General features: G+C 43.8%; 28 protein-coding genes and 1 pseudogene. 14 read left to right on the forward strand and 15 right to left on the reverse strand.

Annotation, left to right across the window (positions count from 1 at the left end):
• Positions 1–60 precede the first annotated feature (60 nt).
• On the forward strand, positions 61–468 hold the full coding sequence (locus ACX5J7_RS03345; RefSeq protein WP_020744559.1) for a hypothetical protein: 408 nt from the start codon (positions 61–63) through the stop codon (positions 466–468).
• A 259-nt stretch (positions 469–727) separates the two neighbouring features.
• Positions 728–2,095, forward strand: coding sequence for an ABC1 kinase family protein (locus tag ACX5J7_RS03350; RefSeq protein WP_498706106.1), 1,368 nt, complete (start codon positions 728–730; stop codon positions 2,093–2,095).
• 14 nt (positions 2,096–2,109) lie between these two features.
• Here ACX5J7_RS03350 and ACX5J7_RS03355 read toward each other — a convergent pair whose 3' ends face one another.
• Entirely contained in the window at positions 2,110–2,418 is a 309-nt protein-coding gene (locus tag ACX5J7_RS03355) for a DUF6482 family protein (protein ID WP_020744561.1), read from the reverse strand.
• A gap of 122 nt (positions 2,419–2,540) precedes the next feature.
• Entirely contained in the window at positions 2,541–2,933 is a 393-nt protein-coding gene (locus tag ACX5J7_RS03360) for a hypothetical protein (RefSeq protein WP_278384120.1), read from the reverse strand.
• 384 nt (positions 2,934–3,317) lie between these two features.
• Between ACX5J7_RS03360 and ACX5J7_RS03365 the strand changes: the two genes are divergently transcribed.
• From ACX5J7_RS03365 to ACX5J7_RS03395, 7 genes are all read left to right on the forward strand, one after another.
• The gene (locus ACX5J7_RS03365; protein ID WP_020744562.1) at positions 3,318–4,178 is read left to right on the forward strand and encodes a DUF3014 domain-containing protein; all 861 of its coding nucleotides are present in this window, start codon (positions 3,318–3,320) and stop codon (positions 4,176–4,178) included.
• The gene (locus tag ACX5J7_RS03370) at positions 4,165–4,749 is read left to right on the forward strand and encodes a DUF1285 domain-containing protein (protein ID WP_024017264.1); all 585 of its coding nucleotides are present in this window, start codon (positions 4,165–4,167) and stop codon (positions 4,747–4,749) included. The genes ACX5J7_RS03365 and ACX5J7_RS03370 overlap by 14 nt, the downstream gene beginning before the upstream one ends.
• A gap of 153 nt (positions 4,750–4,902) precedes the next feature.
• Complete coding sequence (locus ACX5J7_RS03375; RefSeq protein ID WP_498706111.1) at positions 4,903–6,195, forward strand: amidohydrolase family protein; 1,293 nt, start codon at positions 4,903–4,905, stop codon at positions 6,193–6,195.
• Positions 6,196–6,221: 26 nt separating this feature from the next.
• Positions 6,222–6,809, forward strand: a complete 588-nt coding sequence (locus tag ACX5J7_RS03380) for a YqaA family protein (RefSeq protein ID WP_020744565.1) — start codon at positions 6,222–6,224, stop codon at positions 6,807–6,809.
• Between the two features lie 155 nt (positions 6,810–6,964).
• Entirely contained in the window at positions 6,965–7,426 is a 462-nt protein-coding gene (locus ACX5J7_RS03385) for a hypothetical protein (RefSeq protein ID WP_020744566.1), read from the forward strand.
• A gap of 24 nt (positions 7,427–7,450) precedes the next feature.
• The gene (locus ACX5J7_RS03390; protein ID WP_020744567.1) at positions 7,451–7,636 is read left to right on the forward strand and encodes a hypothetical protein; all 186 of its coding nucleotides are present in this window, start codon (positions 7,451–7,453) and stop codon (positions 7,634–7,636) included.
• A gap of 111 nt (positions 7,637–7,747) precedes the next feature.
• A complete protein-coding gene (locus tag ACX5J7_RS03395) occupies positions 7,748–8,551 on the forward strand; it encodes a DUF1206 domain-containing protein (RefSeq protein ID WP_020746906.1) in 804 nt (267 codons plus the stop codon).
• A 21-nt stretch (positions 8,552–8,572) separates the two neighbouring features.
• Here ACX5J7_RS03395 and tusA read toward each other — a convergent pair whose 3' ends face one another.
• From tusA to rph, 3 genes are read right to left on the reverse strand one after another with little or no spacing between them, the layout of a single operon-like run.
• Positions 8,573–8,833 (reverse strand): sulfurtransferase TusA, encoded by a 261-nt coding sequence (gene tusA / locus ACX5J7_RS03400; protein ID WP_020744569.1) that lies wholly within the window; start codon positions 8,831–8,833, stop codon positions 8,573–8,575.
• On the reverse strand, positions 8,823–9,464 hold the full coding sequence (pyrE, locus tag ACX5J7_RS03405) for an orotate phosphoribosyltransferase (protein WP_012518697.1): 642 nt from the start codon (positions 9,462–9,464) through the stop codon (positions 8,823–8,825). The genes tusA and pyrE overlap by 11 nt, the downstream gene beginning before the upstream one ends.
• Positions 9,465–9,485: 21 nt before the next feature.
• Positions 9,486–10,199, reverse strand: coding sequence for a ribonuclease PH (gene rph, locus ACX5J7_RS03410; RefSeq protein ID WP_012518696.1), 714 nt, complete (start codon positions 10,197–10,199; stop codon positions 9,486–9,488).
• Positions 10,200–10,499: 300 nt separating this feature from the next.
• On the opposite strand from rph, the gene ACX5J7_RS03415 reads away from it, so the two are divergent.
• Together ACX5J7_RS03415 and fic are read left to right on the forward strand one after the other, a co-directional pair.
• Positions 10,500–11,363 (forward strand): YicC/YloC family endoribonuclease, encoded by an 864-nt coding sequence (locus ACX5J7_RS03415; RefSeq protein ID WP_012518694.1) that lies wholly within the window; start codon positions 10,500–10,502, stop codon positions 11,361–11,363.
• A 581-nt stretch (positions 11,364–11,944) separates the two neighbouring features.
• Positions 11,945–13,036 carry a protein adenylyltransferase Fic gene (gene fic, locus ACX5J7_RS03420; RefSeq protein ID WP_498706115.1) on the forward strand — a complete coding sequence of 364 codons (1,092 nt, stop codon included), beginning with the start codon at positions 11,945–11,947 and terminating at the stop codon, positions 13,034–13,036.
• Between the two features lie 25 nt (positions 13,037–13,061).
• Here the strand turns inward: fic and ACX5J7_RS03425 are convergent, their stop codons facing one another.
• Positions 13,062–13,208 carry a hypothetical protein gene (locus tag ACX5J7_RS03425; RefSeq protein ID WP_012520206.1) on the reverse strand — a complete coding sequence of 49 codons (147 nt, stop codon included), beginning with the start codon at positions 13,206–13,208 and terminating at the stop codon, positions 13,062–13,064.
• Positions 13,209–13,341: 133 nt separating this feature from the next.
• Between ACX5J7_RS03425 and ACX5J7_RS03430 the strand changes: the two genes are divergently transcribed.
• Both ACX5J7_RS03430 and ACX5J7_RS03435 read left to right on the forward strand, forming a co-directional pair.
• Complete coding sequence (locus tag ACX5J7_RS03430) at positions 13,342–14,343, forward strand: LacI family DNA-binding transcriptional regulator (protein WP_474115640.1); 1,002 nt, start codon at positions 13,342–13,344, stop codon at positions 14,341–14,343.
• Between the two features lie 374 nt (positions 14,344–14,717).
• The gene (locus tag ACX5J7_RS03435; RefSeq protein WP_498706118.1) at positions 14,718–15,185 is read left to right on the forward strand and encodes a nuclear transport factor 2 family protein; all 468 of its coding nucleotides are present in this window, start codon (positions 14,718–14,720) and stop codon (positions 15,183–15,185) included.
• A 56-nt stretch (positions 15,186–15,241) separates the two neighbouring features.
• On the opposite strand, the gene ACX5J7_RS03440 is transcribed toward ACX5J7_RS03435, so the two are convergent.
• The 3 genes and pseudogenes from ACX5J7_RS03440 to ACX5J7_RS03450 all read right to left on the reverse strand — a co-directional run bounded on the left by ACX5J7_RS03440 (position 15,242) and on the right by ACX5J7_RS03450 (position 17,837).
• Positions 15,242–15,883 (reverse strand): YiaD family glycine zipper/OmpA-like lipoprotein, encoded by a 642-nt coding sequence (locus ACX5J7_RS03440; protein WP_020746930.1) that lies wholly within the window; start codon positions 15,881–15,883, stop codon positions 15,242–15,244.
• 365 nt (positions 15,884–16,248) lie between these two features.
• Positions 16,249–17,446, reverse strand: a pseudogene (locus tag ACX5J7_RS03445) (cyclic di-GMP phosphodiesterase).
• Positions 17,447–17,498: 52 nt separating this feature from the next.
• Complete coding sequence (locus ACX5J7_RS03450; RefSeq protein ID WP_474116421.1) at positions 17,499–17,837, reverse strand: MGMT family protein; 339 nt, start codon at positions 17,835–17,837, stop codon at positions 17,499–17,501.
• Positions 17,838–17,915: 78 nt separating this feature from the next.
• Here ACX5J7_RS03450 and ACX5J7_RS03455 point away from each other — a divergent pair, with 78 nt between their 5' ends.
• Positions 17,916–18,500: a tRNA-uridine aminocarboxypropyltransferase gene (locus ACX5J7_RS03455; RefSeq protein ID WP_333970865.1), complete on the forward strand. Its 585-nt coding sequence runs from the start codon at positions 17,916–17,918 to the stop codon at positions 18,498–18,500.
• A gap of 18 nt (positions 18,501–18,518) precedes the next feature.
• Here the strand turns inward: ACX5J7_RS03455 and ACX5J7_RS03460 are convergent, their stop codons facing one another.
• The 6 genes from ACX5J7_RS03460 to atpG all read right to left on the reverse strand — a co-directional run bounded on the left by ACX5J7_RS03460 (position 18,519) and on the right by atpG (position 24,005).
• On the reverse strand, positions 18,519–19,118 hold the full coding sequence (locus ACX5J7_RS03460; protein ID WP_020746933.1) for a glutathione S-transferase family protein: 600 nt from the start codon (positions 19,116–19,118) through the stop codon (positions 18,519–18,521).
• A 96-nt stretch (positions 19,119–19,214) separates the two neighbouring features.
• A complete protein-coding gene (locus ACX5J7_RS03465; RefSeq protein WP_498706121.1) occupies positions 19,215–20,072 on the reverse strand; it encodes a hypothetical protein in 858 nt (285 codons plus the stop codon).
• Between the two features lie 30 nt (positions 20,073–20,102).
• Positions 20,103–21,050: a hypothetical protein gene (locus ACX5J7_RS03470; protein WP_287151072.1), complete on the reverse strand. Its 948-nt coding sequence runs from the start codon at positions 21,048–21,050 to the stop codon at positions 20,103–20,105.
• A gap of 201 nt (positions 21,051–21,251) precedes the next feature.
• Positions 21,252–21,665: a F0F1 ATP synthase subunit epsilon gene (locus tag ACX5J7_RS03475; protein WP_012520215.1), complete on the reverse strand. Its 414-nt coding sequence runs from the start codon at positions 21,663–21,665 to the stop codon at positions 21,252–21,254.
• Between the two features lie 60 nt (positions 21,666–21,725).
• A complete protein-coding gene (gene atpD / locus ACX5J7_RS03480) occupies positions 21,726–23,111 on the reverse strand; it encodes a F0F1 ATP synthase subunit beta (protein ID WP_025257162.1) in 1,386 nt (461 codons plus the stop codon).
• Between the two features lie 33 nt (positions 23,112–23,144).
• Positions 23,145–24,005, reverse strand: a complete 861-nt coding sequence (gene atpG / locus ACX5J7_RS03485; protein WP_012520217.1) for a F0F1 ATP synthase subunit gamma — start codon at positions 24,003–24,005, stop codon at positions 23,145–23,147.
• Between the last annotated feature and the right edge of the window lie 7 nt (positions 24,006–24,012).

A 24,012-nucleotide genomic window follows, 5' to 3' on the forward strand; every position in this document is an offset into this window, starting at 1 on the left:
GCCTGCTCTACCTTATCTATGGATCAAGCACGTTACTGAAACCCGTTAGTGAGGTAAACCATGGCCAATAGTACTGCTGCACCAATACCTTCTCAGGTCAAAAAGAATGCATCGCGAAGCGAGCGAAGTGAACGCAAAAAGCGTTTAGCAAAAGCGGCTCAACTTGCCGAACACGCTGAAAGTGCAGAGCAGAAAGACACTATTAAGTCACCGAGTAATGCCTTTTCTGACAAAAAGAACATTATGTGGGTGGTGTTGAGTGGGGCCATGGCATTAACGTTTGTTGTTATGCTGTTTTTACCTGATACGGGCATGGGCGGTGGACTTATTTCCGCCTATGCAGCCATGTTATGGTGCGGTTTCTTTGGAGCAGCACTATTTCGCTACAGAAGCGCCAGTGGTTGGTCTGGCTTTGCTTACGGAAGCGTTATTGGTTTGGCTATTCAGTTTACATCTCAAATTATCTAACGCGTGGCACTTATATGTCATTCCCACGGTTAACGGGATAAAAAGCTAACATTCAATGCAACCATTGCGTCAACTGTGCTTATAAAGCCTCAATAGACGTCGTTGTGAATTTTAATTAATTATCTTGTGCCTGCGGGATCCGTAACGCCCGGTCGTAAGTAAAACTAATATATTAGTTCAGCAGTGCTCATACGATACCTCTCTTACTTGCTTTCACACGTGCTGTTGTCTCGCTTCTTAACAAAATTTGAGTGAGTGTATGGCAGATAAATCAGATACCAAAGATGAATTAACACCGCGCCCCAGCAAAGCGATCCCCTCATCGCGACTTTCTCGTATAGGACGTCTTGGTTCATTGGCAGGAAAAATTGCAGGCAATGTGGTGACCCAAGGTGCAGGTCAGCTTTTGAAAGGCGAAAAGCCAGTGTTATCTTCATTGCTTTTAACGCCCAAAAACATTGCTAACATCGCAGATCAGCTAGCCAGCATGCGCGGGGCCGCCATGAAGCTGGGTCAGCTCATCTCTATGGATGCCGGTGACTTTTTACCTGAAGAGTTAGCCGTGATTTTGGGTCGATTGCGCGAAGACGCCGACCCCATGCCTAAAAGCCAGCTAATAGAGACTCTGAATAACGCCTGGGGCGAGAAATGGCAAGATGGCTTACTCTACTTTTCCTTTGCGCCAATTGCAGCCGCTTCCATAGGTCAAGTACATAAAGTGATTACGATGGAAGGTGAGATGCTTGCGGTTAAGGTACAGTACCCTGGCGTTAAACAAAGCATCGATAGTGATATTGATAATGTAGCAACGCTTATAAAGCTGACCGGGTTGGTCCCAAAATCTTTAGACATTGGCCCCCTATTACAAGACGCCAAAACGCAGCTGCATCAAGAGGCAGATTATGAGCGCGAAGCAAAAATGCTCAACCGCTATCGCGCACTGGTTGAAGCGAGTGACTTTTCTCGTCACTGCTCTACCGCGTTTATTATCCCTAAAACTTACGCACCACTTACCACTAGCACCGTATTAGCGATGGACTTTATAGAAGGCCAACCTTTAGATGTATTGCTAGACGAGCCCCAAAAAATAAGAGATGCCGTGATGACCGCGTTGATGACTTTATTTTTTAATGAAGTCTTCAATTTCAAACTTCTACAAAGCGACCCCAATTTAGCAAACTATAGATTTAAACCAGATACTAAAGAAATTGTACTATTAGACTTCGGTGCCACGCGAGAAGTCCCTGACCACATTGCCGCGCAATACCAAATTTTACTGAACAGCGCAGCGAAGAACGATGAAAAGATGATGCAGCAGGCGGCCTTTGCCATAGGGCTAATTGATGAAACTCATAGTCAAACGCAAATAGACGCCGTGATTAACATTGGGATGGAAGCCTGTGAGGCAATAAGGCATGAAGGACCGTATGATTTTGGCCAAAGCGACCTCATTACGCGCCTTCATGAAAAGGGAATGACACTCACCATGGAGCATAACTTCTGGCACACACCGCCGGTAGATGCCCTTTTTATACATCGAAAGCTGGGTGGGCTGTTTCTGCTTGCTAAGCGACTAAGCGCAAACGTTGATATGCGAGAAGCCGCTAGCACCTGGCTTACAGCGTAAACACCACACGTAAATTAATAAGGCAGTTGCATACTAAACGGTAGCGCCATTTGCTCTTCGCTTTTTGGCGGGTTGCCTATCATTTCATCGTAAGGCGTGTCGTGCTTCATTACGGCTTTGTGCACGTGGCAATGGGCAAATGCCTCACGGATATGCCCGGCGCTAAAAAAGCGCATAGGTTTGTCTTTATTGTCATAAAGCATACCGCTTTGCTTTCCAATTGATAAATAAACGAGATAGACATTCATCTCGTAAGACTGAACCTCTAAATAATCGATGACTGTTGGCGTATCCTCGATATCCCGAAAGTAAAATTTTTGCATACCTACCTCATGAACATAGCGAGCGCGTCTAACGCTTTCTACCTCCCTTTACGGTAAGTCATTCTCTACGTGATAAAATGCCAACCGCACTATCAAGGGCAATATAAAACAACGCTTATACGCTAAGCGAGGTTTTCAGGTTCATTAGGGATATTAAGTGGGCGGCGGTGGTTGCGATGGCGCACGGCATTAGCCAAAACCAACAGCGAAGCAATAGACGATGCGCTATATATCAACGCCGCATAGCCCATTCCCGAGGCAACCCACATTAAAGGAAATACAAGTAGCCTTGGCCCCTCGACAGCAAGTGCCACCTTAGCTTTTGAGAGAATAAACGCATTTTGAATACTCATAACCACGACTGTCGCTACAGCAATCAGCTGATGCTCAATCGGTAAGCTGTTAATATTCAAAAATAGGTATAGCGTTACCCCAAGCATAATTAAAAGCTGCATATGACTGTAGCGCATTACTGGGGTATGAAGTTTCGGGTGATACTGTCTAAATCTACTCACGCTAGTTTTCCTATCAAATGCCTATAACGTTAAAGCCTCCTTACACCTCACGAGAATTTCGCTAAAAAGCGTATGTTTTCGTGTGGTTTCCAGTACTTTATCTCGTTGAATCAACACATTAGTACATAAAACAAAAAAATGTTAAACAAATGTTTTGAATTTCATTATTCTATTTACACATTAACGCCATTTTTTCTCCCTAAAAATAAGGGTTTCCCCTTAATTGATGAATAAAACCAATCGAAAACCGGTCTTTTTACGTTAAAAAAGTGTCTTAAATAAGGAATTTACGATGAAGGGGAACAATTCTCTTGATTGATTTTCTAATTTTGGGTGTTATCTCTGATAGTATTACCGAAAGGATATTTTTGTAGTGGAGTCATTATGAGCGAATCGTCAGAAAAGAAATCGTTAGGCCCTCATTTTATAATTGTTGGCATTCTTCTTATCGTTATTCTGGCCATAGTCTTTTGGCCCAGCGAAGATGAGCCCGAGCCAGCAGTTACACCTGAGACTGAAGTTACTGAGCCGGAAATCACTGAGCCTCAAGAACCCGAAGTTTTTGAGCCTGCCCAACCAGCGCCAACGGTTGAGCTGGAAGAAAAAGACGAAGTTGAACCTCTTCCAGAATCTGTCGAGTCAGCCCCTGAGCCTCTCGATACTAGCGACCCTGCGGTGAAAGCATCGTTAATTGAAAGCTCATCAGCAGATGAAGCAACGGTTAATCGCATGCTGGTGAACGAAGGACTTATTCAACGCTTTGTGGTATCGGTTACCAACTTAGCGAACGATGAAATGGCACCTAATCATCAGCTACTTACGCCTCCAGAGCAAAACTTTCGCGTTTACTCACAGGCAGGTAAGCAGTGGATTGATGCGGCAAGCTACAAGCGTTACACGCCTTATGTAGATATGCTCGAGTCGTTTGATAATGACGCATTACTTAATATCTACGGTATTTATAAAGGCGATATTCAAGCGAAATTCTCAGAGATTGGAAACCCTGACGAGGACTTTAATCAAGTGCTATTAGAAGCTATTGATCAGCTTTTAGACACCCCTGAAGTACCAGTTCCAGTTGAGGTCTATTCCGACTCAGTAGCCTATAAATATGCGGATGAGCGCTTGGAAAATTTAAATGAACCGCAAAAACAATTACTTCGCACCGGGCCAGATAACATGCGCCGTATCAAGGCAAAGCTACGCGAGCTGAAAGTATTGGTTGAAGAACGTGGATCTAACTAGATTTCAACAACAGCTTAAGGGCACGTCGTCAAAAGCGCGCCCTTTACCGCCTGTTGAGAAATGGGATCCCGATTTTTGCGGAGACATTAACCTTACGATTGCCCTGGATGGCAGGTGGTTTTACGAAGGAAGCCCGATTGGGCGAGCGAGTCTGGTCCAACTTTTTGCCTCGGTCTTAAAGCGGGAAGATGAAAACTACTTCCTGGTAACCCCCGTGGAAAAAGTAGGTATTACCGTAGAGGACACGCCTTTTCTTGTTACTCAATGGCAAAAAGAAAAAGGCGAACGCACCGATGACGACGTGTTCACCTTTACCACGCAAACCGGTGACGAAATACGTTTAGAACATGCAGAACAACTTGAACTACGGGTTCCCCCCAAAGCCATCCAAGACCCCCAAGCTACGCCCATTCCCTATGTGAATGTGCGTAGGAACTTATGGGCTAGACTACACCAAAATGTTTACTATCAACTACTTGAGCATGCCGACGAACACGCAAACGAGTCTGTAACATCGTTTTCGATTCGCTCAAGTGGGAAACGTTTTATATTAGGTGAAGTTGCTAGGTAGCATTAATAGCGCCTTAATAAAGACGCAAGTGCGAGCACGTTAGGTCACTTATCACTGAAAAGACGCCATTGATAGCGCTTTACTTTGCGTTATATCAACAGGTGCATTACATTCGATATAGTCTACAAAACAATCAACAAGAAGACCTATATCATGAATAAGCCTCTCATTACGCTGACGGTAGCCGCAGCCCTGTTGTCGTCCTCTTTTTCAACCGCAGCAGCAACCCTTATCCACGCTGGAAAAGCCTTTACTGGTACGTCAAAAAAGCTGTTGAGCAATGTAACTATTGTTGTTGAAGATAACAAAATAGCTTCCGTGCAAAAAGGGTTTACGCGAGCGCAGGAAGGCGACACGGTTATTGATTTAAAAGCCGCGACGGTTATGCCTGGGTTAATGGATATGCATGTGCACTTGTCGTCACAGCATGGCGGGCCACAAACGTACCTTGAGCGCTTTTCATTGAATGAAGCCGACTATGCGTTGCGCGCAGCTAAATACGCCGAAGTAACGCTAAACGCTGGCTTTACTACGGTAAGAAATCTGGGTGACGGCTACAATGAAACCGTCGCATTACGCAATGCTATTGCAAAAGGGTACGCTTCAGGGCCACGTATATACACGGCAGCTAAATCTATCGCTACGACCGGGGGGCATGCCGACCCAAGCAACGGCATGTCACACCTATTGCGCCCTGATGTAGGCCCCAAACAAGGCGTGGCGAACGGAGAAGTCGAAGCCCGAGAAGCCGTTCGCGCTCGCTATCAGGACGGCGCAGACCTCATTAAAATTACGGCAACCGGGGGCGTGTTGAGCGTAGCTAAAAGCGGCCAAAACCCACAATTTATGACGGATGAACTGGAAGCTATAGTCGCTACAGCAAAAGATTATGGCATGACAGTAGCCGTACACGCCCACGGCAAGGAAGGGATGATGCGAGCCATTGAAGCAGGTGTGGATTCTATCGAGCACGGTACTTTCATGGATGATGAAATTCGCAACCTTATGAAAAAACACGGTACCTACTATGTGCCTACCATACTGGCGGGTAAGTTCGTAGCCGATAAAGCTAAAATAGACGGCTTCTTCCCAGAACTCGTTCGCCCTAAAGCGGCAGCCATTGGTCCGCTCATTCAAAATACTTTCGCCGAAGCGCACAAAGCGGGCGTAAAAATTGCTTATGGTACAGACAGCGGTGTGTCGGCCCATGGCGATAATGCCCAAGAGTTTTCGCTTATGGTCGATGCCGGTATGAAGCCGATTGATGCACTGCTTAGCGCCACCGTTAACAGCGCGGAATTACTGGGTATAGACGATATTTTGGGCACACTGGAACAAGGCAAGTTAGCCGATATTGTAGCCATACCGGGTAACCCGCTAGAGGACATCTCGCTTATGGAGCGCGTGTCATTTGTGATGAAAGACGGTGTTGTATACAGGCAGTAAAAAATAATTTAAGTAGTAGAGATTACATGGCACTGGGTAAAAAGGTTAAACATAAAACTAAAAAGCTGATCGACTCTAAACATATGCTAAAAGGCATCACCTTAGCGTCGTTTTTAGAATCCACGATAGTGCCTATTCCCCTTGAAGCGGTAATGGTTCCGCTAATGCAGGCAAGACGCGAGTCGCTGTGGAAAATCGCGTTCATGGCAACATTAGGCTGTGTTATTGGTGCTGTTTTTGGCTATGCACTTGGATATTACTTATTTGATATAGTAGGGGAGTGGTTGATTAACACTTTTTTCAGCCAAGACCAGTTCGATAATGTTAAGCAGCAAATGCAAAACCAAGGCTTTTGGTTTGTTATGACCTTAGGTATCGCGCCTATTCCCTTCCAAGTTGCCATGCTCGCAGCAGGGGCGACGAAATTTTCGCTACCTCTGTTTCTTTTAGCGACCGTCATAGCACGGGCTATCCGATACTTCGGGCTTGCGATTGTCGTGTATTACGCAGGAGATAAAGCCGAACAGCTTATCAAACGTTATAAAATGAAAGCCGTTGTCGCCATTACCCTTGCTGTGATCTTTTTGTGGTGGCTGTCTAACGCACTCGGATAGCCTACACAAAGTTTGACGTGTTAATCGCTGCAACAAATTAAAGACCTCATGACCCCAATTTCCTGAACACCGATTGCTGCAATAGATTTTTTGAACTTTACATTTGATAATGATTCTTATTTGCACTAATGTTATAAAAAACAGGAGGTGCTTATATGAATGTTCAGCGTTTGTGTCCCGTGTATAAAAAGTGGCTACAGCTAAATCCTTTAAATGCCCGACAACATCGCCTTGCTATGCAAGCGCAAACCCAGCAAGCCCATCAGCAGGGCAAGCGTGAGCGGGCCAGGGAACTGGGTTATCAAACCTTTGAAGCAGCCAAAGTCATTCTTAATGCACTACAGTCCACCTCATCGAATAAAGAAAAAGCCATACAAGAGGATGTGCTCGCGTTTGGCACCATGGGCATGTATTTGTCCTCTCTTCTCGCACAAGAGCAAAAAAAGCGTGAGGCCCACGCCATATTGCAAGAATGCCAACAGCAACTTATTGCAATATTACCGCTTCACGCCACTAGCCCTTCTATTTGTAGATTGATTGCATCATTACAGCAAACGCTTGAACACATTCACTTGCCTGAATGCACAAATCGATTGGCCAGTGAAACGCTGCATTAAACTATTCACAAAGGGGAAATGATCATGACACCAGAACAAATTTCAAATCAAGAAGGCTTCGTTTCGTTAAACGTAAAAGCGTCGGTATTGCAAAAGATGTTAAGCGTGGAAGTCTTGCATATGACCGACATCCACTGCACCTGTGCGCACAGCAAGCGTGTATTACAAAAGCTGCTATTGCAAGTAGCGGCAAATGGCGCAGAAAGCTGATGCCCCTGCTCGCTAGATGAAGTTTAAACGAAAATAAAAAGCGGAATGCAACTTGATAGGTAACGTAGAAGTAGATGAATTAATGTTGCCATTAGGTTATGAGAGGAACTCGTGAAATCTTCGTCGAAATGGAAAAAAGCTACGGCTAAAGCGGGCTACAGCGCGAAAACCGTTATGTATATCATGCTGGGGGCATTCATTCTTACCTCAGTGTTAAATACGATGGGTCGTGAAAAAGCCTCCCAGTCCCATGTCTTTATTACACTTAAACAACAACCCCTTGGACAGGTATTCTTAGGTATTCTTGTTCTCGGTCTCGCCTGTTACGCCTCTTGGCGCTGGCTGCAAATTTTTATCACTGATAAATCTACTGACGACAGTTTCTTTATCTACATGATCAATAAAGTCTTCTTCTTTGTGTCTGGCGCTTTCTATTTTATTGCCGCTTATGCGGGTGGAAAAACCCTTTTAGCACTAAAAAGTAGTTCCTCTTCTCAAGGAAGTGGAAAAAAGGTCAGCGAGTTTTTAATGCAGTACGAATGGGGTTTAGTATTAGTGACCGCCATTGGTTTGTGTATACTCATATTTGCTATTGTGCAGTTCAAGCATGCCTATACCACCGACTTTTTAGAAAAGTTTTCTTTACCCGCGTTAAGTCAACGTATCGAAAAGAGTGTGACCGTAACTGGCCGGCTAGGGTATACCGCTAGGGGCGTTGTTTACTCGCTAGTAGGAAGCTTTTTTATTCTCGCCGCTTTTTTGAGTAATCCTTCAGAAGCAGGTGGCTTACAAAAAGCGCTTGAAACCTTAATGCAGCAACCCTTCGGCCCCTATCTTATCGCGGCCGTAGGAGCTGGATTCATTATGTTTGGACTTTATTGTGCACTTGAAGCCAAGTATAGAAAAATCGACTAACGGTTTAAAAAAGAAGGGCGCCTATTCGCGCCCTTTCTTTATAACGTATTGATACGGTAAGGTCTCAGTTTGGGATGCCACTAAGGTATGGTCCATAAAGCGGCAAAAACTGGGAATATCTCTGGCCGTTGATGGATCGTCAGCCGTGACCGAAAGAGTTTCCCCATCGGCCAACTTTCGAATATTCAAACGCACCATCATCACCGGCTCAGGGCAGCGAAGTCCCAAAGCATCTAGGTGCTGACTGGCGGCGTTAAACACGTTGTCAAACTCAGATGCCATAGTTTTCACGATAGGTGTTTATTGCAGCGATCTCGTTATCAAAACCGCCTTTTTCACCAAGGTATGACACCACATCGGCAAGGGAAACAATCGAGATAACCTGCGTGTTGAAGTCGCGCTCTACTTCTTGAATCGCAGAGAGCTCGCCTTTACCGCGCTCTTGTCTATCTAACGCGATAAGTACGCCTGACAGGCTTGCTTGCTGCTGCTCTATGAGTGTCATAGACTCACGAATAGCAGTGCCGGCTGTGATCACATCATCCACCAGCATAACCTTGCCCTCTAGCGGGCTTCCCACTAGATTGCCGCCTTCACCGTGTGTTTTGGCTTCTTTGCGGTTAAAGCAATAAGGCACATCAAGGTTATGGTTATCCGCCAACGCCACGGCAGTCGTAGTGGCAATAGGAATGCCTTTGTAGGCCGGGCCAAACAGTACGTTAAACTCAACGCCGGCATCCATTAGTGCATTGGCGTAAAAGCGGCCCAGTTTGGCCAAATCACCGCCGCGGTTAAACAAACCAGCATTAAAGAAGTAGGGGCTCACGCGGCCCGATTTTAGCGTAAATTCGCCAAACTTCAGTACGCCACGTTCAATAGCAAACTCGATAAAATCTCGCTGAAACGCTTTCATGATGACCTCTTTATTACTCGCTTACGCCAAGGCTGCTTTTTGAATATCGAATAGTTCACGCAGCCCGTGCTTACCAATTTTCAACAGCTCATCAAGTTCTTCAAACGAGAAAGGTTCGCCCTCAGCAGTGCCTTGCACTTCGATAAGTTTACCTGTCTCTGTCATTACAATGTTCATATCGGTTTCAGCTTCAGAATCTTCGGTATACTCAAGGTCAGCAATGGGTGTACCTTCGTAAATACCGACTGATAGCGCAGCAATCATGTGCTTAAGTGGGTTTGTTTTAATAATACCTTTGCTGCGCATGTATGTAAGCGCATCAACTAAGGCAACACATGCGCCGGTAATTGAGGCTGTGCGGGTGCCGCCATCTGCCTGGATAACATCGCAATCAAGCGTGATGGTGTTTTCACCCAGTAATTTTAGGTCAAGTGCAGCGCGAAGTGAGCGAGCGATGAGACGCTGAATTTCTAACGTACGGCCACCTTGCTTACCGCGTGCGGCTTCACGACCGCTGCGAGTATGGGTTGCGCGCGGAAGCATACTGTATTCCGCCGTCACCCAACCTTTGCCTTGGCCTTTCATAAAGCGTGGTACACCTTCTTCCACCGTCGCATTACACAACACCTTGGTGTTACCAAACTCTACAAGAACAGAGCCTTCTGCATGACAAGTGTATTGGCGAGTAATAGTAACGGGGCGAATTTGACTGGCGGTTCTGCCGCTTGGACGCATAGTGTTCTCCACAACGTAAATGCTTAAAAATGAATTGCGATTTACAGTTCTGCCCTGCGTTAAAAATACGAGAAAGTTAACGCGCGGCCAAACGCTGCAAATACAAAATAGCTACGAAATTGCGCTTAAGTATAACGCAATACCCGCAAGCGTTAAAAACGAACTTTGCATGTTTGCTTATTGAAAATCGTAAATGTGGGGTAATATACAAAACACAAGAAAACCTGCCTTCGATTTTCACGTATACAACACGACGTTCGGGTTGTTTTTGCAGGCTTTTATAAAAATTAAAGGATATTTATGATTTACAGCATGACAGCGTTTGCACGCGTAGAAACGAAAAAAGAGTGGGGCTCAGCGGTTTGGGAAATACGCTCAGTTAACCAACGCTTTTTAGAAACCTACTTCCGCCTACCAGAGCAGTTTCGCTCACTAGAGCCTGTTTTACGCGAGCGTTTCCGCAAAAAGTTGGCGCGAGGAAAAGTAGAATGTGCCTTGCGTTTTACCGCAAACGATGCAGCTGTAACCAAGCTTAGCTTAAATGAAGAGCTAGCAAAGCAAGTTCTACACGCGGCCGACTGGGTGCAGTCGCACGGTCAATCAACTGGCGTTAATCCGCTAGACGTATTGCGCTGGCCTGGCGTAATTGCCGCCGAAGAGGCCGATATGGATGCCATTCACGCCGATGTAATGACCGCGTTTGACCAAGCGTTAAATGACTTCATTAGTGCCCGTGCTACAGAAGGCGAAGCGCTTAAAGGCATGATTACGCAGCGCCTCGATGCCATTGAAGCAGAAGCGGAAAAAGTGGCGGCGCGCATGCCTGAAATTATGGTGTGGCAGCGCGAAAGAGTGCAGGCGCGCTTTGAAGAGGCAAAAGTAGAGCTTGACGCTGGCCGTTTCGAGCAAGAGATGATCATGCTTGCGCAAAAAGTGGATGTGGCAGAAGAGCTAGACCGCTTAAACGCACATGTTAAAGAAACCCGCAATATCCTTAAGAAGGGCGGGGCAGTAGGCCGCAGACTCGACTTTATGATGCAGGAATTTAATCGTGAATCGAACACCTTAGGTTCAAAATCTATTAGCACTGACATAACGCAATCAGCTGTAGAGCTTAAAGTATTAATTGAGCAGATGCGCGAACAGATCCAAAACATCGAATAGGTTCTTGGGTTGAAATTTACCCGTCCAAGAATGCCTTAAAAGCCCTGTATTACCTTGTGAAGAGCATCGAAATTACAGGGCTTTTTTATTTTTCCCGTCCAATTCGGTTGGTAGATTTCCATTATCAACTACTTGTTTAGTGGGGGCAGAATGGTGGGCAGCCCCCTCATTTTGACTTAAAGAATCACTCTATTGGTTCAGAGTATTGGCCTTCTTCGATGGCAAACGCAGCCGTATGCCGAAAAAGCCAGCCAGGCGAAACTAACTAGCCACCCATTTGCTCACTTACCGTGGGCAGTTGGGACAATGGGACAACACTTGATATGCCAAGCTTTAAAGGGTGAATAAGAGGATATTAAACAGCCCTAAGGAATGGCGTACTGCTTTGAAGTTTCCTACTCAAAACTCGATTTTGGTAAATCGTTTGGATTGAGTGTTGATGTGTCGAGTGTATCGACACACAAGAAAGTCATGTCGAAAAAAACATAAAAAAACTCGACACATGGAATTGATATGTCGATCTAATCGACATAAACTGACCCAATAGTTCATGTATGTCGATATAAACTGGAAATTTAAACATGATTTGGCAAGCAGAGCTGCCTTACAACCAATTACCCACATTACCGCCAAATCTACATTCCATAGAAACGAAGGCCGTTCTGAAAGCCTGTATTTCTGCACGCGCCGCTGTAGCAGAATTAAAAAAGGCAGGAGAACTCATACCTAACCAAAGCATGCTAATTAACTTATTACCTTTGCTGGAAGCAAAAGACAGTTCAGAAATTGAAAATATTGTCACCACTACCGATAAGCTTTTTCAGTATGCGCTAGAAGACAAGGGCGCTGATCATGCAACAAAGGAAGCTTTACGCTACAGAACAGCGTTGTATCAAGGTTATATACAACTTGAAAGAAAGCCGCTTTGCACAGCGACAGCCATTGAAGTATGCAGTACGTTAAAGCACTCTGAAATGGATATTCGTAAAGTACCGGGGACTTTTATAGGCAACCAGACGACTGGAGAAATTATCTATACCCCGCCTGCGGGAGAGAACGTTATCCGCGACTTGTTAACTAACTGGGAGCGATTTCTTCATGATGACGATGATATAGATCCATTAATAAAGATGGCTGTTAGCCATTATCAATTTGAAGCTATACATCCATTTTATGATGGGAATGGTCGAACAGGACGTATTTTAAATGTTTTGTACCTTATTGAATGCGGTCTTTTAACGCTACCTATTTTGTATTTAAGCCGTTTCATCGTTCATAATAAACAAGACTATTATCGCCTATTGAACCACGTGACCAAAGATCAGAATTGGGAAGATTGGCTGTTATTTATACTAAAAGGTGTCGAGCAAACTGCCATATGGACTAGTGATAAGATCACAGCGATAAGGGCACTTATGGAAAGTACAACCGATTACATAAAAGCACAGCTACCTAAAATATATAGCTATGAGCTCGTTCAGCTTATTTTTGAACAACCCTACTGCCGTATCAATAATTTAGTTAAACGTGACATTGCAAAACGCCAAACTGCTTCAACGTATTTAAAGCAGTTAGCGGGTATTGGTGTGCTGCAAGAAATGAATTCCGGTAAGGAAAAATTATTTGTACACCCGCGATTGATGACGTTAATGACAAAAGATAGTAATAAATAGCTTCCAAAAATACACTTCTTATAACTCACCCCAAATACTGTGTTAAAAACACCTCGTGCGCGGGAAGTTTAGCTATGTGGTTGTCCACCTGCTGCTTTAGTCCCGCAAGAAACTGTTTCAAAGATTGCTCACTCATCTCATCGGCCACACGGTGATACTGCTGTGGCTTCATGCCTTGGCCCCCTTAAATGATGAAAAGCAAAGACAAGTTACTCAAGCATTACTGGCTCGACGTAGCACAGAACCGCCGATGTCGGCATAATACAAGAAAGATTACGCATTGATTTATAAACGAGGTTGAATACGTGCCTACCATTTACCAAGTTGCTGAACGCGCGGGCGTTTCATTATCTACCGTATCCCGTGTTTTAAATGGTAAAACGTCAGTTAATAAAGTGCTGAAAGAACGGGTTGAAAAAGCGGTAAAGGAACTGAATTACCGACCAAACTCGGTTGCTCGTTCACTGGCGAACAGTAGAACCGACAGCATAGGTGTACTTGTCCCCGAGCTTAATGCACCTTTTTTCGGCGACTTAATGCAAGCGGTTGAATCTACATTACGCGCTCAAGATAAACACGTCATTATCACGGTAGGGCGCAATTGTTTAGAAACGGAAAAGGATGCCGTAGAATTTCTGATAAGCCGAAACTGCGATGCGCTTATCATGCACGCAGAAGCGCTGTCTGATGCGTACCTCTTAGAACTAAATCAATCCAAGCTTCCCGTTGCACTAGTCAATCGCAAGGTAGATGGCCTCCCCGATGCCTGTACAACCTTAGATAACGAAAAAGGTGGCTACCTAGCAACGCGACATTTACTAGAGTTAGGCCATAAGCACATTGCTTACATCTCTGGCCCTACTGACAAAGCAGATGCCTGTTTACGCTTAAAAGGGCATAAGCGTGCGCTAAGTGAGGCAGGGTTAACCGTTAACCCTCAGCTGGTATTCAATGGCGATTATTCAGAGGATGACGGAAAGGTAGGGTTACTTGAGTTGATGGCACAAGATCACCACTTTTCCGCTTTAGTGTGCGCGAACGACTGGATGGCGTCAGGTGCTATTAGTTGTGCAAGAGACTTAGGAATGAGCTTGCCACATGACTTATCCATTGTGGGTTTTGATGATGTCGTTTTTGCCCATCATGTTTTTCCTAGGTTAACCACAGTAAGTAACCCTGTGGCTGAAATGGCCGAAATGTCAGCAAAGTACATATTAAATAAGGTCTATGGCCAAGGCCATGAGATTAAGCAATGCTTCGAACCTACGTTGGTTGTAAGAGAGTCTGCGATTAAATACGAAGGTTGATGGTTGATGGTTAACATACCGTTAAATAGCGTGCCAGCCTTTCTTCTAAAAGCCTTAAATACTCAAAACAACTTTATTCGCCGTTACAAATTAGCTTCCCGTTGGCGTTAAATGCTTACTGCTGCTTGTCCAAATTTATACGCTTGAGCATGCTAGACGCCCCCCACCTTTACATTTGTTGATTCAGACTTTTTAAGGCAATCGGAGCATAAAATTTGTTCCATGTGAAACATCAACACACCTTTTCATATAGACATCGGGCATGTACGGTTTATCACTTTAAATGTACTCGCAATAAGCTTCATAATTGTTTCCAAAATATTATGTGAGCTTTTAAGATAGGCGTTAAGTCAAGCTTTGAGGTAGATAAGAACGTGAAATATGTAACCCTACTAATGCTGTTGTTACTTTCTATGTCGGTAAGTGCTGATGACGATCGCGAGGCGGTGGGCAACGTGCTTGATGCTTTGCACACGAACGCCTCTAACGCAGACTTTGATAGCTATTTCGGCTTATATGATGACAACGCCGTTTTTATCGGGACCGACGCTTCAGAGGTATGGAGTCTGACAACGTTTATGGCATATGCAAAACCCCACTTCGATAAAGGCAGCGGCTGGACATACTCTCCTAGAGACAGACACATTTATTTTTCGCCAGACAAGAAGGTAGCCTGGTTTGATGAACTTTTAGATAATGAAAAGTTAGGGGAAACCCGAGGAACAGGCGTATTAACTAAGCAGGATGGTAAATGGAAAGTCGCTCACTATCATTTGGCTATTCCCATACCTAACGCCATAGCCGACGTAGTTGCTGAACAAATAAAGGCCATAGATAGATAAACAAAGCCCCGAACAAACGGGGCTCTTTATTATATTTAACCGTGCCTGCAGTGGAATTAGGTATTAGACTGGGTTAACGGTTGAATTTCCATTTCAACACGGCGGTTCATAGAACGGTTAGCCGCGCTATTATTTGGTACTTTAGGCGAGTATTCCCCCATGCCCACGGTAGTAATACGAGTAGGGTTTACCGAATAGTTAATCAGTAAATTCTTAACCGCACCCGCGCGTCTTTCCGACAGAGACTGGTTATATTGTTCAGAACCCGTGTCGTCGGTATGACCTTTAATCATTAATACTGTTTTTTCGTAGTTATTTACTACTTTTGCAACATCTTGTAGAACTGGGTTGAAGTTAGGGCTAATGCTAGCGCTGTCAGTAGCAAAAGTAATGTCGCCTGGCATAATTAGACGAAGGTTATCTCCCTCACGCACTACTTGAACACCAGTATCAGAAAGCTCTGTTCTTAACTCTTCTTCCTGTTTGTCCATATAGTTACCGATTGCTCCACCCGCAATGGCACCTACCGCAGCGCCCCACGCGTATCGGCTTTTGTCATTATCACCTGTTGCTTTACCGAGTAGTGCACCAACTACAGCACCAATTGCGGCACCTTTCTGCGTATTATTTGGATCAGTTGCACAACCTGCAACCGTTAACGACGCAGCGATCAAACTTACAGCGAGAGTCTTTTTCATAACTTCCTCTTATTTAAAGTATACAGCTCACTATTGATAGGTTTCATTTATCCATTGCTACCTTCAATAAGCTTAACATAAATGTTTCTATTAAAAATTAGTAGAGCAAATACCGTTCCACCCTATTGAAAACAGATACTTCGTCCCTTTTTCAAAGAGCCAGCCAATTTTTATAGGGGATATTAACTATTACCTAAAATTCAACAACCTAAACCTAAAAATAGCTTCAGGCACGCCTTATTTGAACGTTAATTATAATGCGCCAAACCTGAACGCAAGCTAAATACGAAAGCAATGAACAGCGTATCGAAAGAAGCGAAACACACTGTAATTTGTACACGGTGTTGCCAAAAAGTAACGACAGATTAGGTCGCGACAGAACGTTCGAAAAAACTGTTCACATCAATTTTGTAGTCGGAGGCAATAACGGCTTTAGCGATACTCACTGTCTTATCGAGCGCAAGATCGATATCTCTGGGGGGCAGGTAATGGTTATTTCGCACAGAAAAGAACTCTTTAACCAGCGGCGTTAGCGGAGAGTCTCGCTGTTCCAACACCATGCCAAGCCTGTCATTTGATAGTAAAACAAGGCTACCAACAGGGTATACGCCAAGACATTTGATAAACTGCTGTACAAGCGTTTGATCAAGGCGGGTAGGGGCATCGCTCATCAAAATCGAAAAGGCTTTTTGGCTAGACATACCTGATTTATAGACACGGTCAGCGGTAAGGGCATCGTACATATCAGCAATGGCCAACATTCGCCCTGCTTTACTTATTGCGTTACCTTTAGTACCTGCAGGGTAACCAAGGCCATCTAAACGTTCATGGTGCTCACTGATTGCTCTAATGAGAGGAGCCGCTATATCAGTGCTTTTTAGGTAATCAACACCATATTTTACATGGCCTTTCATGATCTCCATTTCACTATCGGTTAGCCGACCAGGTTTATGAAGAATCTCACCGGGGATTTTAATTTTTCCTAAATCCATGAAGAAAGCCGGCATAAGAGAGATCTTGAACGTCCTCTTCAGACATTCCCAAAAACTTACCGAAGTTAGCCAATAAGATAGCGACATTAAGAGAATGTTCTAACAGGTAATCGTCTTTTTCGCGTATTTTAGTTAGGCAGAGTAACGCATCAGGATTCCTATCTACCGACTCAACCAATTTATTAGAAAACGCTTTTGGGATACTTGCATCAAAGGGGGTTTCTTTTTGAAGGTTTTCTAACAAAAGCTCTTGGATCGCTTTGCCCTGGACATGAAGCTTAGATGCTCTATTGAGTTCGTTTGTAAGCGTTACCTTCTTTGGTTTAGCATTGTTCTTTATTTGGCCAGCTTGTGTTGTTTCTGGTACTGCCTCTTGCGCAATCTCGCCTGCATCAAAATTCTTATCAGTGTCTATAGCGAGGGTTTTCACGCCACGCTTTTTGAGGGTTTTCACAACATCGGCAGAAGTCACTCGACCTTGGCTTTTAACCGTCAATGCTCCGTCCTGTTCAAGTATTTGGTGAACAAACATACCGGGCGTTAACTGATCAATCTTAATTTTTTTTATCATTATTCTGCACGCAATATACGTTTATCTAACTACTCTGATATAAAACGAGATATTAGTAATCTAATGCTACCAGTATAGTGTGTATATCTGGAGACCAACCGAATTTTTTCATATTAACTCGACTGCGCTTTACCTCAACCCCTTCGGCTATTAATCGCTCCCGCTGTTCGCGTGCTTTGTCAGAGCCGCTAGGAAATGCGATTTTGCCGTCAGCACGAAGAACTCTGTGCCAGTTACAGTCCGTTTCGATTTCCTGTAAACACTTTCCCATCATTCTCGCCCTACCTGGCAAGCCGCACAAATCTGCTAATAAACCATAGCTGATAACATTTCCATCTGGTACGAAAGAAAGGGTTTTCTCAACACATAATTGTACTGCTTCATTTATCATGTTGTATATTATCCTAACAGTTAAGTTACTAAACTATTTGCTTTACCACTTCGAACGGAAGGATTAAATAACCACATTATGCGTCTTTATTGTGAAGGCTGTCAGTATCCACAAAACACTTGTATTTGCGAGCATATAGATAAGGTGAAAACCGCGCTCGACATTATTATCGTTCAGCACGAGAAAGAAGCGCATCACGCAAAAAATACGGTGAGACTGCTAAGTCTGTGCATTCCAAGCACTCAGGTCGTTTGTGCTAGTGACAATAGCGCGATGGCGGCTTTGGAAATGCAGTGTAGTCAAAAGCATTCAGCACTTATTTATCCCAGTGAAGCGAGTACACCTCTAGAAAATGCATCTGCCACTATATCGAACCAGATTTCTACACTCATTCTAGTTGATGGAAGCTGGAAACAAGCGTTTGGTATTGTAAAGCGAAACCCTTGGCTAAGGGTTTTACCCGCGTTTCATTTTACTAACGCCCCTGACTCAAACTATTTGATTAGGCATACTTCTGTAGCCAGCGCGCTTTCGACGTTAGAAGCGACAGCTTATGCCATTAGCTGTATCGAAAATACGAATGTATTGGCCCTTCATAGGGCACAGAGCGCACTTCAGAAAATGTGGCAGGGTCCACAATCCCATCGACGAAAAGTGCAATAACGTTTTACACAGCGCTTGCTACGCTTTCATAGGGATAAACCCTTTTTGCTCTTTAATCAATTGTATCCAGTTGCGAATAGCAGGGTAGGCAGAAAGGTCAAACCCGCCTTCATTTGCAACATGGGTGTAAGCGAATAAAGAAATATCGGCAAGACTAATGCTATCGCCTAACAAATACGGCGTGAGATTAAGCTGGTGCTCCATCACAGCAAGGGCGCGATAACCACCTGCTTGCTTAGATTCATACTCGGCTTTCTTATCTTCAGGGAGGCCTAAGTAGACGTTGATGTAACGTGCCACCGCAATATAAGGTTCATGGCTATACTGCTCGAAGAACTGCCATTGTAGTAACTGTGAGAAGTGATAAGGCGATGAGGGTACGTAGGGAGAGTTACACGCAATATAATGCATTATCGCATTTGACTCTGATAGCACCCTGCCGTCATCGAGTTCAAGTAGAGGAATTTTGCCATTAGGCGTCTTTTCAAGAAAAGAGGGCGCTCTTGTTTCTCCTTTCATTATATCAACGTCTACCCACTCACAGCTTTTACCTAACAGGGAAAGGAGCAGTTGAATTTTATAGCAGTTACCAGAACGCTTATCGCCGTATATTCGCATGAGTAAAACTCCCTCAAATTTAGATTTCAGATCGTATCTGTGCATAGTTCGTGATTACGAACTTATGGAACATGAAGAATTACACTACAAAAAGTTTCATTTATACCTATAAAAAATCCAAGAATCACAGTAACGTTCTTTGATGCTTAATAGATATTCGATCTCTTTACTTTTTTCCGCTACTACACTTTCTTTAATCAAGCGGTCAATCTTTCTGTCTAAATCCCTAGCTAATGAGCATTTGATCTTACGTACTATACAAATGAACTTAATCGTAGGCGCTACAAGAAAAACAACAAAAAATAGTACTAGCGATACGATAAAAACCATATCAAAAAAATGGACAGGCTGCTTTATCCAAAAAACAGGTATAACGAGAAACACCATTGACGTCATAAAAATCGTCGTGACTGCAATCTTAATTACACTCCTGTAAAGCTTAATTTTATCGATAGCTTCTATGCTACCGTTGGACAAAAATTTCCATAAATATCTGTTGACGGTAGTTATCTGAAGTATAAACAGTGACATTAACAACCAAAAAGGTACCGCTCCCATAGCAACAGCAAAGACTTCTCGCTCATTGATTCTCGCTATAACCCCCTCTGACACCATATATAGTAGAGGCATAACAAAGCCTAGAGAGAGTGACCAAATTACATGTCTCTTAAATTGCTCTGATAGCTTTTTCCGGTGAAACCAAAAGTCTTGTGGTTTGCGAATCACGTTTAGCATGAGAAAAAGATGCTTAGCTACATTCTGTTGTATGATTCTGATGGATAAAAGAAAAACACCACTAAGCAGTGATGTTCCAACTGCAGTATTCAAGTCTCTTTGTGCGTCACTCGAATTAATGTCTAACTGTATTGTTCCAGCGTGAAAGTGTAGAGCAATCATCGTTAGAATGAGCATAACGGGATAAAGTAAGTTATCGAGGTAAGCTATTCTTTTCATAGAAAGTAATTTGAGATAGACCTTAAAAAATCAACTATTAATGTTAAACGAAAAGAAAATAGCGATACTCCAAGAAATGGAAATGAGGAACACACAAGCAATCAACCTTATTTTGTCCCTACGCCGAAATAATCTCATTGTTAACGAACCTAAATATTCAAGTTCTTGTTCACATTGCTCGTATTTTTCAACGCGTTTCGATCTCGACTCTCTCTTTTCGTGAAGCTTGGTGGTTACTTGGTCTTTTTCTTTTGCCCACAGAGAGTGTAACTTTAATACTGGACTAAATAGATAAACTACAACCACTAAAGAAAACGACAAGGCCATAACAAGATCGAACATTGGAATGCTTTTACCAAACCAAAAAATAGGAAAAAGAGTTACTGCCCCAATTGACAACGTAGCATTTACAAAAGAATACCGAGCTAGAGAGGCTAAAGAGTTTAAGTAGTCTAAATAATTTTCGGTTTGACTGAGTACTTGCTTTCTCAGATAAATAACATTTGTTGTGGATTGAATTAAAAAAAGGAAAAACAAAAACCAGAATAAAACAGCACATACAGCAATGACATATTGGTATGTCTGTACATCTGAAATAAAAAGATTCTCAATCAATACATATAAAACGGTAATAAACACTGCAGTAATAAGACAGTTTATACAGTGTAATTGAAATTTATAAGCTAACTTTCGACGGTGTTCATTTAGATGACTTAGCTGATTTGTTTTAACCAAAATGGAAATCAGTGTACTTACGACATTTTTATGATTCAGTTGCAAACAGAACCAAAAATAACCTGAGAGTAAAGACATACCTATTGCTGTATTAAAATCTCTGAGGCTTCGAAGATCTCCTTTATCAGGTAGTTCAAGAGTACCGAAAAAGTAGTGCACGATGAAAAGTACCGTGATCAATAAAAACGGATAAAGACCTAATAATGCTTGATTATGTACATTTGAGTAAGGATTAAGCTTCATTATTTAAATAGTTACTAAAAGTAGCTAACCCAATTAGTTCAACCAAAGAAAACGTTTCATGCCTGCCAAAGATAACTCGTCAACCTTAAGCCTAAAGGGCTAGGTTAGCAATAGAAATAAACGTAAGAGAATGTGAACGTTTACTTTTCGTTCGACAATAAAAAACCCGCCATTTGGCGGGTTTTTTCAAAGCTGTGCTTTTTACTTGCGTAACTTCTGAATAAGGCGAAGTTGAGCAATTGCTTCAGCAAGCTCGTGAGCTGCTTCTGCGTAGTTAAAGTCAGCGCCTGGGTTGGCGATGTGCTCTTCTGCACGTCGTTTGGCTTCTTGTGCTGCCTGCTCGTCAAGATCTTCAGCTCGAACCGCGGTATCAGCCAGTACGGTAATGTTGTTAGGCTGTACTTCTAGTACACCACCTGCAACATAAATAACTTCTTCTTCACCGTGCTGTTTAACCAAACGCACCATACCAGGTTTAATAGCAGAGATAAGTGGCGCGTGACCTGGGTTAATACCCAATTCACCTTCGCTACCTGTCACCTGAATCGATTCAACGCGTCCAGAGAAAATCGCTTTTTCCGCGCTTACTACGTCCAAATGTACTGTCATTGCCATGTGAACCTCCTGATTAGGTACGTTAGCATGATGCTAGGCTAGCTCACGCTAGCCTCACCGTTATGCTTTCTTGGCTTTCTCTAGCGCTTCTTCGATAGAACCAACCATGTAGAAGGCCTGCTCTGGAAGGTGATCGTACTCACCGTCTAGAATGCCTTTAAATCCACTGATTGTGTCTTTTAGCGAAACATATTTACCAGGTGCACCGGTAAATACTTCTGCTACGAAGAACGGCTGAGATAGGAAACGCTGAATCTTACGAGCACGTGATACCACTTGCTTGTCTTCTTCAGATAGTTCGTCCATACCTAGGATCGCGATGATGTCTTTCAGCTCTTTATAACGCTGAAGAACAGTCTGTACGCCACGCGCTACGTCGTAGTGCTCTTGACCGATTACTAGTGGGTCTAGCTGACGAGACGTTGAATCTAGTGGGTCTACCGCAGGGTAGATACCAAGAGAGGCGATATCACGAGAAAGTACTACCGTTGCATCCAAGTGAGCAAAGGTTGTCGCTGGAGATGGGTCAGTCAAGTCATCCGCAGGTACGTATACCGCTTGAATTGACGTGATTGAGCCTGTCTTCGTTGACGTAATACGCTCCTGAAGTACACCCATCTCTTCTGCAAGAGTAGGCTGGTAACCTACCGCAGATGGCATACGACCTAGAAGTGCTGATACTTCAGTACCTGCTAGTGTATAACGATAGATGTTATCTACGAAGAATAGAACGTCACGACCTTCGTCACGGAACTTCTCAGCCATAGTTAGACCGGTAAGTGCAACACGTAGACGGTTACCCGGTGGCTCGTTCATCTGACCGTATACAAGCGATACTTTATCAAGTACGTTTGAATCGTTCATTTCGTGATAGAAGTCGTTACCCTCACGCGTACGCTCACCAACACCAGCGAATACTGAGAAACCGCTGTGTTCGATTGCGATGTTACGGATAAGCTCCATCATGTTTACGGTTTTACCTACACCCGCACCACCGAATAGACCAACTTTACCACCCTTAGCGAATGGACAAACCAAGTCGATTACTTTGATACCAGTTTCTAGTAGTTCTACCGAGCTAGACTGATCTTCGTAGCTAGGCGCTTCACGGTGAATAGACATACGCTCTTCTTCACCAATTGGGCCTGCTTCGTCGATTGGGTTACCCAATACGTCCATGATACGACCTAGTGTCTTCGTACCCACTGGAACCATGATTGGGTTACCGGTATTTTCTACTGCAAGACCACGTTTTAGTCCGTCAGTAGTACCTAGTGCGATGCCACGAACAACACCGCCACCTAATTGCTGTTGCACTTCCAGGGTTAGACCTGACAAGTCACCTTCGGTAACTCGTAGTGCGTCATAAACTCTTGGTACCGCATCTTGTGGAAACTCAATGTCCACAACGGCGCCAATGATTTGGACGACCTTACCTTGACTCATAATTTGTCCTCGTTATCTCTTTTAAACCTTTGCCTACACCGCTGCGGCACCGCTAACAATCTCACTGATTTCTTGTGTGATTGCAGCCTGACGCGCTTTGTTATATACCAGTTGTAACTCATCAATAAGGTTACCGGCGTTGTCGGTTGCTGCCTTCATGGCAACCATTCGCGCAGCCTGCTCTGACGCCGCGTTTTCTACAACACCCTGATACACCTGAGACTCAATGTAACGAACCATTAGTGCTTCCAAAATTTCTTTTGGATCTGGCTCGTAGATGTAGTCCCAACGATGTTGATATTCTTCGTCTTCTGACTTTGGCAAAGGCAATAACTGATTGATCACAGGTTTCTGTGTCATGGTGTTAACGAAGTCATTGAATACCAAGAATACTCGGTCAATTTGTCCTTCGTCGTACGCTTTAAGCATAACGCGTACAACACCTACTACATCGCTCACAGACGGCTTGTCACCTAAACCAGATTCAGCAGCAAGCAACTTGCCACCAAAACGGTTGAAGAAACTGCACGCTTTAGAACCTAATGCAGCGAAATCCACTTCTACACCCTGTTCCCGCCATTTTTTGACGTCTTGGGTGACGAGCTTAAATTCGTTGGTGTTCAAACCACCACATAAGCCTCGGTCAGTGGAAATCACAATGTAACCGACGCGCTTGACTTCACGCTCTTCCAAATATGGATGGCGATATTCAAGGTTACCGTTTGCAATGTGACCAATCACTTTAAGCATATTTTGTGCATATGGACGGCCAGAAGCCATACGTTCCTGCGCCTTTTTCATCTTAGACGCAGCAACCATTTCCATCGCACTGGTAATCTTCTGAGTATTTTTGATACTCCCAATCTTACCTTTTATTTCTTTACCGCTGGCCATGACTCTC

It is taken from the genome of Alteromonas infernus, from assembly GCF_902705815.1.

Excerpts from the sequence above, each read along its gene's own strand:
- ACX5J7_RS03465 (WP_498706121.1), bottom strand. The coding sequence starts at position 20,072 with ATGAAAAGAATAGCTTACCTCGATAACTTACTTTATCCCGTTATGCTC.
- atpG (WP_012520217.1), bottom strand. The coding sequence starts at position 24,005 with ATGGCCAGCGGTAAAGAAATAAAAGGTAAGATTGGGAGTATCAAAAAT.
- rph (WP_012518696.1), bottom strand. The coding sequence starts at position 10,199 with ATGCGTCCAAGCGGCAGAACCGCCAGTCAAATTCGCCCCGTTACTATT.
- ACX5J7_RS03475 (WP_012520215.1), bottom strand. The coding sequence starts at position 21,665 with ATGGCAATGACAGTACATTTGGACGTAGTAAGCGCGGAAAAAGCGATT.
- ACX5J7_RS03345 (WP_020744559.1), top strand. The coding sequence starts at position 61 with ATGGCCAATAGTACTGCTGCACCAATACCTTCTCAGGTCAAAAAGAAT.
- atpD (WP_025257162.1), bottom strand. The coding sequence starts at position 23,111 with ATGAGTCAAGGTAAGGTCGTCCAAATCATTGGCGCCGTTGTGGACATT.
- ACX5J7_RS03380 (WP_020744565.1), top strand. The coding sequence starts at position 6,222 with ATGGCACTGGGTAAAAAGGTTAAACATAAAACTAAAAAGCTGATCGAC.
- ACX5J7_RS03385 (WP_020744566.1), top strand. The coding sequence starts at position 6,965 with ATGAATGTTCAGCGTTTGTGTCCCGTGTATAAAAAGTGGCTACAGCTA.
- ACX5J7_RS03440 (WP_020746930.1), bottom strand. The coding sequence starts at position 15,883 with ATGAAAAAGACTCTCGCTGTAAGTTTGATCGCTGCGTCGTTAACGGTT.
- ACX5J7_RS03455 (WP_333970865.1), top strand. The coding sequence starts at position 17,916 with ATGCGTCTTTATTGTGAAGGCTGTCAGTATCCACAAAACACTTGTATT.
- ACX5J7_RS03375 (WP_498706111.1), top strand. The coding sequence starts at position 4,903 with ATGAATAAGCCTCTCATTACGCTGACGGTAGCCGCAGCCCTGTTGTCG.
- ACX5J7_RS03415 (WP_012518694.1), top strand. The coding sequence starts at position 10,500 with ATGATTTACAGCATGACAGCGTTTGCACGCGTAGAAACGAAAAAAGAG.
- ACX5J7_RS03460 (WP_020746933.1), bottom strand. The coding sequence starts at position 19,118 with ATGCGAATATACGGCGATAAGCGTTCTGGTAACTGCTATAAAATTCAA.
- ACX5J7_RS03425 (WP_012520206.1), bottom strand. The coding sequence starts at position 13,208 with ATGAAGCCACAGCAGTATCACCGTGTGGCCGATGAGATGAGTGAGCAA.
- ACX5J7_RS03450 (WP_474116421.1), bottom strand. The coding sequence starts at position 17,837 with ATGATAAATGAAGCAGTACAATTATGTGTTGAGAAAACCCTTTCTTTC.
- tusA (WP_020744569.1), bottom strand. The coding sequence starts at position 8,833 with ATGGCATCTGAGTTTGACAACGTGTTTAACGCCGCCAGTCAGCACCTA.
- ACX5J7_RS03350 (WP_498706106.1), top strand. The coding sequence starts at position 728 with ATGGCAGATAAATCAGATACCAAAGATGAATTAACACCGCGCCCCAGC.
- ACX5J7_RS03355 (WP_020744561.1), bottom strand. The coding sequence starts at position 2,418 with ATGCAAAAATTTTACTTTCGGGATATCGAGGATACGCCAACAGTCATC.
- ACX5J7_RS03470 (WP_287151072.1), bottom strand. The coding sequence starts at position 21,050 with ATGAAGCTTAATCCTTACTCAAATGTACATAATCAAGCATTATTAGGT.
- fic (WP_498706115.1), top strand. The coding sequence starts at position 11,945 with ATGATTTGGCAAGCAGAGCTGCCTTACAACCAATTACCCACATTACCG.
- pyrE (WP_012518697.1), bottom strand. The coding sequence starts at position 9,464 with ATGAAAGCGTTTCAGCGAGATTTTATCGAGTTTGCTATTGAACGTGGC.
- ACX5J7_RS03390 (WP_020744567.1), top strand. The coding sequence starts at position 7,451 with ATGACACCAGAACAAATTTCAAATCAAGAAGGCTTCGTTTCGTTAAAC.
- ACX5J7_RS03365 (WP_020744562.1), top strand. The coding sequence starts at position 3,318 with ATGAGCGAATCGTCAGAAAAGAAATCGTTAGGCCCTCATTTTATAATT.